This is a genomic window from Pseudomonas sp. B6002 (assembly GCF_013385985.1).
Taxonomy (GTDB): domain Bacteria; phylum Pseudomonadota; class Gammaproteobacteria; order Pseudomonadales; family Pseudomonadaceae; genus Aquipseudomonas.
On record NZ_JACAOY010000037.1, the window covers coordinates 58,449 to 68,526 of the forward strand.

Annotated in this window: 9 protein-coding genes; 3 read left to right on the plus strand and 6 right to left on the minus strand. The window is 60.4% G+C overall.

What is annotated here, in order from left to right; translation table 11 throughout:
- The first annotated feature begins 23 nt into the window (after nt 1-23).
- Nucleotides 24-608 (plus strand): hypothetical protein, encoded by a 585-nt coding sequence (locus HX792_RS29495; RefSeq protein WP_176999353.1) that lies wholly within the window; start codon nt 24-26, stop codon nt 606-608.
- Between the two features lie 111 nt (nt 609-719).
- Here HX792_RS29495 and HX792_RS29500 read toward each other — a convergent pair whose 3' ends face one another.
- The 4 genes from HX792_RS29500 to HX792_RS29515 form a co-directional block, all read right to left on the minus strand.
- Nucleotides 720-1,178, minus strand: a complete 459-nt coding sequence (locus HX792_RS29500) for an SRPBCC family protein (protein WP_176999354.1) — start codon at nt 1,176-1,178, stop codon at nt 720-722.
- A 79-nt stretch (nt 1,179-1,257) separates the two neighbouring features.
- Nucleotides 1,258-3,756, minus strand: coding sequence for a TonB-dependent receptor (locus tag HX792_RS29505; RefSeq protein ID WP_176999355.1), 2,499 nt, complete (start codon nt 3,754-3,756; stop codon nt 1,258-1,260).
- Between the two features lie 99 nt (nt 3,757-3,855).
- On the minus strand, nt 3,856-4,806 hold the full coding sequence (locus tag HX792_RS29510) for a FecR domain-containing protein (RefSeq protein ID WP_176999356.1): 951 nt from the start codon (nt 4,804-4,806) through the stop codon (nt 3,856-3,858).
- 2 nt (nt 4,807-4,808) lie between these two features.
- Nucleotides 4,809-5,339, minus strand: a complete 531-nt coding sequence (locus tag HX792_RS29515) for a sigma-70 family RNA polymerase sigma factor (protein ID WP_176999357.1) — start codon at nt 5,337-5,339, stop codon at nt 4,809-4,811.
- Between the two features lie 136 nt (nt 5,340-5,475).
- Here HX792_RS29515 and HX792_RS29520 point away from each other — a divergent pair, with 136 nt between their 5' ends.
- Nucleotides 5,476-5,877 carry a GFA family protein gene (locus tag HX792_RS29520; RefSeq protein ID WP_176999358.1) on the plus strand — a complete coding sequence of 134 codons (402 nt, stop codon included), beginning with the start codon at nt 5,476-5,478 and terminating at the stop codon, nt 5,875-5,877.
- A 1-nt stretch (nt 5,878) separates the two neighbouring features.
- On the opposite strand, the gene mrdA is transcribed toward HX792_RS29520, so the two are convergent.
- Complete coding sequence (mrdA, locus tag HX792_RS29525) at nt 5,879-7,771, minus strand: penicillin-binding protein 2 (protein WP_176999359.1); 1,893 nt, start codon at nt 7,769-7,771, stop codon at nt 5,879-5,881.
- A 134-nt stretch (nt 7,772-7,905) separates the two neighbouring features.
- Nucleotides 7,906-9,321 (minus strand): aldehyde dehydrogenase family protein, encoded by a 1,416-nt coding sequence (locus tag HX792_RS29530; protein WP_176999360.1) that lies wholly within the window; start codon nt 9,319-9,321, stop codon nt 7,906-7,908.
- 102 nt (nt 9,322-9,423) lie between these two features.
- Between HX792_RS29530 and HX792_RS29535 the strand changes: the two genes are divergently transcribed.
- Nucleotides 9,424-10,078 (plus strand): LysR family transcriptional regulator (locus tag HX792_RS29535; RefSeq protein WP_176999361.1); only part of this gene is annotated, 655 nt, incomplete at its 3' end.

Below are 10,078 nucleotides of genomic sequence, written 5' to 3' on the forward strand. Positions count from 1 at the left end.
TCACTCACAGGGAAGTCCACTCAATGAAAGCAATTCGCACGCTTCGCCAGGCCATTGCCCTGGCCACACTCCTGGCAGCCGGCAACCTCGCCTACGCCGCCGATATCCCGCTGTCCAAATCCCTTGAAGCCGATGAAGTGACCACCAAGGTGCTGTCGGTGGATGCCGCCAAGCATCAAGTGGTGCTTGCTGGCGCCCAAGGCAACCCGGTGCATGTGCAGCTCAGCGAGGATGCCAAGGACCTGGGCAATCTCAAGGTGGGCGATCAAGTTAAAGTGCTGACCACCCATTCGGTTGCGGCCGTGCTCGACACCGACGTCGACAAAAGCGCCCCGGATGCCAGCGAAAAAACCGGTGTGATCCGCGCGACCGCCGACAACCCGAACCCGGGCGGTGCGGCGTTCCGCCAGGTGCAGGTGCAGTTGAAGATCACCCATATCGACTTGAAGAAAAACCAGGTCACCCTGGAAAACCCGACGGGGGCGACCAAGGTGCTGAATGTGGAAAAACCGGAGATCCGTGCAGGGCTTAAAGACCTCAAGGTGGGGCAGAGTGTGCTGGTGACCTTCACCGATACCCTGGAAATCACCACGGCCCACGAAGGCTGACAGCTTGTAGTGAGCGGGCTTGCCCCGCGCGGCGGTGTGTCTGGTAAGTATGATGCGCCTGATGCGCCGCCGCGCGGGGCAAGCCCGCTCACTACAGTGTGTAGGGGGAGGTCAGGCCTGGTTGAGGTAGGTTTCGATGTTGCCCATTTGTTCGTCCCAGCCTCGGGAGTTCATCTTGAAGGCTTTTTGGCGACGGGCTTCGGGCACCGCATTAAACCCCGATTCCACCACACGGAGCAGAATGCCAGGGGCACGGTCTTCGAGGGTGAATTCGACCAGCGTGGGCGTCTCCTTGTCGTAATCGACCTCCTTCTCGACCGCGTAAGGGTGCCACCAGAAAGAAAACAGGGTTTGCGGCAGGATGCGTTCGATCCTGGCCTTCCAGACCACGTGCTCGTAACCCGGGTAAGTGATCGGCGCTTCGAGGGTTTCCCCCGCTGCGAAGGCTTTGCCCTTGAGGGCGATACCGAACCAGCTGCCAAACTGTTCGGCATCGGTGAGTGCCTCCCACACCTGTTTGCGTGAAGCATTGAGCAGGACTTTTCGTTCGATGCGATCTAGTACGTGCATAAGTCACCTCCTCCATTGACAGTAGGCGACATCGACCAATGCGCAACCTTTTCGGCCGCGCACTGGCAGTGCTAGACCCTCAGAATTTCCACTTGGCGTTGACCATCGCGTTGCGCGGCTCGCCGTAGGAGCCGGAGTTGAACGTGCCCATGCCGTCGTAGTATTTCTTGTCAAACAGGTTGTTGACGTTCAGCCCCACGGACAGGTGCTCGTCCACCTGGTAGTTGGCCAGCAGGCCCACCACGGCGAACGGGTCTTGCACGGCCTTGTAGTAAGGCCCGGTGTAGTTGATTTGCGAGGTGGCATACATCTCGCTTTGCCAGGTGACATTGCCGCCCACGGTCAGACGGTTCAGTGCGCCAGGCAGGCGATAAGAGGTGCCGAGCTTGAACAGGTTGATCGGCTGGTTGACCTGCACACGCTCGCCGTCCTTGGAATGGGACTCGCGGTAGGTATAACCGCCAAACACGTTCCAGCCTGCGGCGATCTCACCGGAAATCTCGGTTTCGACACCCCGCGTGGTGGTGCCGGCGATGGCTTTGTACACGGTTTTCCCGCTGGCATCGTTACCCGAATCGGCCGCCGTGTTCTTCTGCTCGATGTCGAACAGGGCGATGCTCGCGTTCAGCGCGCCGTCGAAGAATTCACCCTTGAGGCCGATCTCGTAGTTGTCCCCTTCCAGCGGTGCCAGCGAGCTGCCGCTGGCGGTTTTGTAGAAGGTCTGTGGCAGGAAGATGCTGGTGTAGCTGGCGTAGACCGAGTAGGTGTCGTTGAGGTCATAGATAATGCCGGCGTAGGGTGTGACGACCCCGCTCTTCTTGGTTTTGTCGGTGGTTTGCGAGTAAGGCGCGTAGTTCGTCACCTCATCGAGCTGCTTCCACCAGCTGACGCGGGTGCCGAGAATGAGGGTCAGCGGGTCCAGCGGTTTCAAACGCAGCGCGCCGTACACACCGGTCTGTTGCAGCGTGGTCACCGCCCCCCCGACTTCGTTGTAGGAACGGCGTCCAAACTGTCGGCCATCCCAACTGAAGATATTGTCGACATCACCGTAATCACCGTCCTGGCCGGCCAGCGTACTGCTGTAGTTGGGGAAATTCAGGTGGGTATGCGTCGAGCTCGCGCCCACCACCAACTCGTGCTCACGACCGCCCAGCTGGAACGGGCCATTGGCGTAGACATCCAGCGTGTCCTGGGTCTGGTAGCTGTCGAGGCGATAGATGAACGCCCCGGCGCCTTGGCCGGTGACCGGGTCCGGGTAGCCGCCACTGGCGGAAGCACCCTGCCCTTTGCGATAGGAATACTGATGGCTATAGGCCGTTTTCAGGCTCCAATCGTTGTCCAGTTTATGGTCCAGCATCGTGGTGAAGGTGTAGCTGGTGTTGTCCATGTAGCTGGAACGTGAAGCCGGGTTGAATGAGCGGGAAAAGTTCGTCTGCTTGCCATTGTTGTAGAACAACGGGATATGCCCGTAGCTGCTGCCGTTGGCGTCGTTGTTCTGGTAATCCAGGCTGGTGCGCAGGGTGGTGGTGTCGTTCAGGTCGATATCGAGCGCGCCATACATCACGCGCTTGTCTTCCTTGTACCAGTCCACGAAGGAGCGCTGCTTCTGGTACGCCGCGACAAAGCGGCCGCGCACATTGCCGGTTTCCGTCAGTGGGCCGGACACATCCACTTCAGAGCGGTAACGGTCCCATGCGCCCGCCTCTCCCGAAAGGTGGGCCTGGAAGTCTTTGGTCGGACGCTTGCGTACCAGGTTGATGACGGCGGAGGGCGTGCCGGCACCGCTCATCAAGCCGGTGGCTCCGCGCACCACCTCGACACGGTCGTAGATCGCCATGTCCGAGAGCGGGCCGATGTACTGCTGGGATTCGTTGGCGATCTGGGACGGGATACCGTCGTACTGGAAGTTCTGGATCTCGAAACCACGGGAGTAAAACGAGTAGCGCTCGCTGTCGCGGTGGTTGCTGCTGATGCCCGGGGTAAAAGCCAGCACTTCGTTGAGCGTGGACAGGTGCTGGTCGTCCATCAGTTGGCGAGTGACCACGCTGACCGACTGTGGCGTTTCGCGCAGGGACAGCGGCAGTTTGGACGCAGTGCTGGTGGCACCGGTGGTGTAGGAACCGGTGCTTTCGGTGGTCAGGCCCAGCCCTTCGGCGTTGATGCTGGTGGCGCCCAGGGTCAAGGCACCACCGCTGGTCTGGGGCGCCAGGCCATAGCTGCCGTCATTGTTGGCTGCCAGGGCCAGATTGCTGCCGGCCAACAGTCGGGCAAACCCTTGTTCGACGCTGTAAGTCCCCTGCAGGCCGGCGCTTTGCTTGCCAGCCGTGAGGCCGGAGTCGAACGACAACACCACGCCGGCATCGCTGGCAAAGCGGCTCAGCACCGAACCCAGTGGGCCGGGCGCGATCGCGAAGGCTTTTTGCTGGCTCGCGGCAACGGCACTGGAACCACTGGCAAACAACGGGGCCAGCAGCCCGGCTTGTACCATCAGCGACACGCCGAACAACGCGACCTGCAAAGGCTTTTTGCGAAATGACCGAAGGGGTGGGTTGGCGGCTGAAGTAGGCCCTGCGCGCATGTTGACTCCTGGGGGTTTGAAACGAATGAAGGGGGTTTGCAGGAGGAGTCGAACGAGGTGCAGCAAATCGACAACGGTGGTTGATAATTGTTTTCAGTTTCAGGCGCGCGGGACCACTGTCGTCCAATAGCGAGTGCGTGAAGTGAGGCGTACCGGCAAGGCGTGGGTCAGCGCGTTGAGGGTCAGGTCGATGTCGTCCAGGGAGTAGGCACCCGAGACGGTCAGGTGGCTGATTTCAGTGGCGCACCCCAGGTAGCCCGGGCGATAGCGTGCCAGTTCGGCCACCAGGCGATCCAGCCGCCAATTGTCGACGATCAGCCGCCCCTGCGCCCAAGCGCCCTCACCCGGGTCGTTGGCCCGAAGGGAGAGCATGCGCTGGCTGTCGAAGGTGACGGCCTGGCCGGCGGTGATGACCGTCTCTGCCTGCTCGACGCCCGGGCGCACGGCCACGGCATGCTCCAGGACGCTCATGGCGGTGTAGCCATCAAACTGGCGCACATCAAAGCGTGTGCCGAGGGCACGCATCTCACCCTGTGCACTGCGTACCAGGAAAGGACGCGGGTCGGGGGCGGTTTCTACAAAGATTTCTCCGCCGCGCAAGATCAGCAGCCGCTGTTCGGCGGTGTAGCGGATATCCACGGCACTGGCGGTGTTGAGGGACAACCGGGTGCCATCGTCCAGGCGCAGGCTGTGGCGTTCGCCCGTGGTGGTGCGTTGATCCGCCATCCATTGCGGCGCTTGTCGATAGCCGGACCAACCGATGGCGCTCACGCCGGCGCCGATCATCACGCCCTTGAGTACTGCCCGACGACCGAAGCGCTGGGATTGGTCGTCAGCGGCGTCCATTGCGTTGACCGCTACCGCGCCGGGCAAGCATTGGAGTTGGTGCTGGAGAGCTTCCACGCGCTGCCAGGCCCATTGGTTCAGCGAGGTTTCGTCACGCCAGGTGCGCCATGCTGCGTGCAACTCAGGATCACCGGGTTCGGCCGCCAGGCGCGCCACCCAGTGGGCGGCCGCGCTGAGGGCCTGGCGTTGTGGATCGCGAGTCACGGTCAATGCTCCAAGGCGAAGATCAGGCAATGCTCGGTGGCTTTGGCGATGTATTTGGTTACGGAGCTGACGGATACCTGCAGCGCTTCGGCAATGTCTTTGTAGGGCATCCCCTGCAATTGCGAGAGCAGGAAGGCGCGCTTGGCCTTGCGGCCTAAGCCATCAAGCATGGCATCCAGGCGTTGCAGGGTTTCGATGATCAATAATCGCTCTTCCGGCGAAATGGCGTAACCCTGCGGTTGTTCCGCCAAGGCCTGCAGGTAAGCCTGCTCAAGGGCTTTGCGGCGGAAACTGTCGATCATCACGCGCTTGGCAATCGTCACCAGAAAGTGCCGGGGCTCTTTCAATTCAGCGGCCACCGGCTGGGTGCGCTCGGCCAGCAACAAGCGGACAAAAGTGTCTTGAGCCAGGTCCGCCGCCTGTTGTGAGCAACCCAGGCGTGCACGCAGCCAACTGACCAGCCAGCGGTGGTGATCACCGTAGAGCTGCCCAACGGGTTCACGAGAAGTGTGAGGCACAGCAGACAGAGGCATAATGATATTGCGCGCGAATGAGAACGCTTCGCAATTTAGAGCAATGTCAAGATAAGGGCAATGCCTTGTATCACTCTAATGCGCAGTGTGGCGGCAAAAGGTAGATTGTCCCCCTCCCCCCTTGAGGTCACGCACGATGAATCAACAGCTCCACGGAAGTTGTTTCTGCAAGGCAGTGCAGTATCAACTCGACAGCCTGGACATGCCCATCAGCCACTGCCACTGCGAGAGCTGCCGCAAGGTGCATGCGGCGCCTTTTGTGGCCACCGCAGGGGTGATGCGTGAGCACTTTCGCTGGACACAGGGTGAGGCGCTTTTATCGTCGTATGAATCTTCGCCGGGCAAGTTCAGGCATTTCTGCTCTCGCTGCGGCTCACACCTGATGGCCGAGCGAGGGCATCAACCCCATGTGATTGTGCGGGTGGCGACGCTGGACGATGATCCTGGCGTTCGGCCCACCTCGCACATCTGGACGGCCCACGATGTGCCCTGGCTGGCGCATGAAGGCGTGGAACAGTGGGACGAGTGGAAGGTTTGACTCAGACGTGCGGATCACCGGGCGCCTTGGCGGGGGTCGCATATTGCGGCTTGAGGTGACCGTCCTGATCCAGTAGCCAGGCGTCCATGATTTGCCGGACCACCGGGCCCGCCACGCGGCCACCGGCCTCGCCGTTCTCGATCATCACCGAGATCACAATCTTCGGATGTTCCGCTGGCGCAAATCCCACGAACAAGGCGTTGTCACGGTGGCGCTCCAGTGTCTTGTTACGGTCGTAGCGCTCGCCCTGCTTGATCGCAACCACCTGCGCCGTACCACTCTTGCCGGCAATACGGTACTGCGCGCCCTGTGCGGCCGCCCGCGCGATACCACGCGGATCATGCATAACCAGTTGCATGCCGTGATTGACCTGTTCCCAGTCGCGCGGGTCCTTGAGGACCACGTTCGGCATCGGGTTCTGATCCACTGGCGGCACGCCATTGATCGTCTTGGCCAGGTGCGGCCGGTTCCACACACCTTTGTTGGCGATCAGCGCAGTGGCTTGGGCCAGTTGCAGAGGGGTGACCTGCATGTAGCCCTGGCCGATGCCGAGGATCACGGTTTCACCCGGGAACCAGGGCTGGCGGCGGGTTGCGCGCTTCCAGGCTTGGGATGGCATCAGGCCTGCTGACTCTTCGAACATGTCCAGGGACACTTTCTGGCCAAGGCCGAATTCAGCCAGGTAATCGTGCAGGCGATCGATGCCGAGCTTGTGGGCCAGGTCATAAAAGTAGGTGTCGTTGGACCGCATGATCGCAGCGTCCATGTCCACCCAGCCGTCGCCGCTGTGGTTCCAGTTACGGTATTTGTGGTCAAAATCGGGCAACTGGTAGTAACCGGGGTCGAACACACGGGTTTGCGCCGTGACCACACCGCTGTCGAGGCCGGCGATGGCCACCTCGGGCTTGATGGTCGAACCCGGCGCGTACAGCCCGCGCAGTACGCGGTTAAACAGCGGGCGGTCGATGGAATCGTGCAGGGCGGCGTATTCCTTGAAGCTGATCCCGGTCACAAAACTGTTGGGGTCGAAGCTCGGCTTGCTGACCATGGCCAGTACTTCGCCGGTCTGCGGGTCGAGGGCAACCACGGAACCGCGTCGATCGCCCAGGGCTTCTTCAGCGGCTTCCTGGAGGTGGACGTCGAGGCTCAATACGATGTTTTTGCCGGGAATCGGGTCGGTGTGCTTGAGCACGCGCAGCACACGGCCTTGGGCGTTGGTCTCGACCTCTTCATAGCCGACGTGGCCGTGCAGTTCGGACTCGTAGAAGCGCTCGATACCGGTCTTGCCGATGGACTGGGTCCCGCGGTACTCCACCGAATCGAGAGCCTTGGATTCTTTCTCGTTGATGCGGCCGACGTAGCCAATGGAGTGGGCGAAATGCGCACCCAATGGATAGTGGCGGACAAATTGCGGCTCGACGTCTACGCCAGGCAAACGGAATTCGTTCACCGCCAATACGGCGATCTGTTCTTCGGTCAGCTCATAGAACAGCGTGACGGGCACGAAAGGATGGCGGGCCTGCTTGAGCGCCTTGTCAAACACGGCGCGGTCTTCGGCCGGCAGGTGCAACAGGCTGACGATAGCGTCCAGTTCGCCCTTGAGGTCGGTGGTGCGCTCGCGGGTGATGGTCAGGTTGTAACTGGGGCGGTTGTCAGCGAGGACGACGCCATTGCGGTCATAAATCAGCCCGCGGGTCGGCGTGATCGGCAATACGTGGACACGGTTGTTTTCAGAAATCGTGGAGTGGTAGTCGTACTGCACCACCTGCAGGAAGTACATGCGCCCAACCAGGGCGCAGGTGATGCCGATCACCAGCAGCGCGCAAGCAAGCAGGCGCTTGTTGACCAGGCGGTTTTCTTTTTCGTGATCCTTGATCGGTATCGGTTCAGGCATTTCTACAGCATCTCGTTGAATAAGGTCGACGCCGCATCCTGCGGGTAAAAGATCAATCCTTGTGAAAATGTGCTGCACCATACCAAAAATGCAGAAACACTTTGCATCGATTTCCCCAACGGCATGCTGTTTTGTCAGGACAGGATGGATTTTGGCTCCAGAAATGCCTCCAAACCGAACGTCCCGCACTCGCGGCCGATACCTGACTGTTTGAACCCACCAAAAGGTGCGAGAGGTTCGTGAGCCAACGTATTGATGAGCACACGGCCCGCCTCGATGCGCTTGGCCAGTGCGTGGGCCTTTGGCAGATCCGAAGACAGGATGTACGCCTGGAGGCCGTAGGCCGTGTCATTGGCTATCGCCAGCGCTTCTTCCTCGTCGTTGTAGGTGATGATCGACAGGACGGGGCCGAAGATCTCTTCACGGGCGATGGTCATCTGGTTCGACACGCGGCTGAAAACCGTCGGCCTCACAAACCAACCGGCCGCGACGTCCTCTGGCAATCCGGGACCACCGGCCAATAAGTGGGCGCCCTCTTCCATGCCGATGTGTATGTATCGCTGGACGCGTTGCCATTGCTTGAGACTCACCATAGGGCCAACGCTGGTGGCAGGGTCATTGGGGTCACCCGCCTGGACTTTCGCCACTCCCTCGACCATCAATGCTTCGACTTCTGCCAGGCGGTGCGCGGGTACAAGAATGCGGGTGCCGGCGATACAGGCTTGGCCGCTGTTCATGAAGCCGGCTTGAATGGCCATGGGTACAGCGGTAGCGAGATCGGCATCCTCGAGAATCAGTACCGGAGATTTCCCACCCAATTCGAGCGTGATTCGTTTCAAGGTTTCAGCGCCGGCACGCAGGATTTGTTTGCCGATGGCGGTAGACCCGGTGAACGAGACTTTCGCAATATCTGGGTGCGTGCTCAGCACGGCACCGACGGTTTCACCTCGGCCCGTGACAATGTTGAACAGCCCTGGCGGCAAACCCGCTTCATGCAACGCGCGCGTGACGATGGAGGTCTGCAGGGCGCTCATTTCGCTGGGTTTGATTACTGCCGTACACCCGGCGGCTAACGCCGCGGCCAGCTTGCCGCAGATGAAACCGGCATTGCTGTTCCAGGGTGTGATGAGCCCGGCAACGCCCAGGGGTTGCATAGTCACTTCGGCGATACCGATGCGCCGCGTGAATTCGTAATCATCCAACACCTTTGCAGCGTCCAGCAGGACGCTCGCGGCATGCTTGGCCATCCACTGTGCACGCGATAACGGCGCGCCGTACTCAAGGATGATGGCGGCCGTGAGTTCCGCTTCAACAGAGGCAACAGCGGCGTGCATGCGCTTGAGGTAATCAACGCGCGTCGATTTGGGTGTACGGGAAAACTCGGGAAATGCCTGCTTGGCGGCGCTGATCGCGCTGATCGCGTCGTGCTCGTCAGCCAGGCGGACCTGAGCAATGGGCTCGGCCGTTGCTGGGTTGAACAGATCGAATCGTTCTTCACCGTGGGGCGTCACGAACTGACCATTGATGTAGATCTGGTTGATCTGAAGCATGGAGCCTCCGAAGGCACTCAATTGGTATGCCCTACGGTAAGCCACTATGATTGATCTGATAATCCGCACAAACCGAAACGACTTGATGAGCGATTCAGGACAATGAACACATCGGGATTGAACGAGCTGGAAGCAATCTTGGCAGTCGCCCGGCATCGCAGCTTTCGGGCTGCAGCAACAGAGTTGAATGTGTCGACGTCGGCACTGAGTCACTCGGTCGCCGCGCTTGAGGCACGAATGGGTGTGCGATTGTTCAATCGCACGACGCGCAGCGTGTCCCTTTCGGAGATTGGCGCGGAATTTGTGCGCACGGTGACGCCCGCCTTGTCGACCATCCGCATGGCGCTTGAACAAGCGGGCAACAGTCAGGCCGCGCCTAGCGGTACTTTGCGCCTCAATACTTCAGCAGGTGCCGCCAAGCAGGTGATGCCACTGCTGCTGGAGTACATGCAACGCTATCCACAAATGAAGGTGGATATCGTCACCGAAGGGCGCCTGGTCGATATTGTGGCTCAAGGGTTCGATGCGGGGATCCGCCTGGGCGATAGCGTTGCGCAAGATATGATCGCCGTCGATATCAGCCGCCCTCAGCGGTTCGCCGTATTGGGCAGCCCTGCTTACTTTGCGAGGCACGCTGCGCCTTTAAGCCCCATGGACCTGAGCGCGCATGAGTGCATACGCAGTCGAATGCCAAGCGGTGCGATCTATCGCTGGGAGTTTGAGCGTCACGGCGAGGCGATTGCGGTGGATGTACAAG

What these genes read in the sequence shown, in the direction of transcription:
- HX792_RS29495 (WP_176999353.1), top strand. Translation starts at nt 24, where the DNA reads ATGAAAGCAATTCGCACGCTTCGCCAGGCCATTGCCCTGGCCACACTC.
- HX792_RS29500 (WP_176999354.1), bottom strand. Translation starts at nt 1,178, where the DNA reads ATGCACGTACTAGATCGCATCGAACGAAAAGTCCTGCTCAATGCTTCA.
- HX792_RS29505 (WP_176999355.1), bottom strand. Translation starts at nt 3,756, where the DNA reads ATGCGCGCAGGGCCTACTTCAGCCGCCAACCCACCCCTTCGGTCATTT.
- HX792_RS29515 (WP_176999357.1), bottom strand. Translation starts at nt 5,339, where the DNA reads ATGCCTCTGTCTGCTGTGCCTCACACTTCTCGTGAACCCGTTGGGCAG.
- HX792_RS29520 (WP_176999358.1), top strand. Translation starts at nt 5,476, where the DNA reads ATGAATCAACAGCTCCACGGAAGTTGTTTCTGCAAGGCAGTGCAGTAT.
- mrdA (WP_176999359.1), bottom strand. Translation starts at nt 7,771, where the DNA reads ATGCCTGAACCGATACCGATCAAGGATCACGAAAAAGAAAACCGCCTG.
- HX792_RS29530 (WP_176999360.1), bottom strand. Translation starts at nt 9,321, where the DNA reads ATGCTTCAGATCAACCAGATCTACATCAATGGTCAGTTCGTGACGCCC.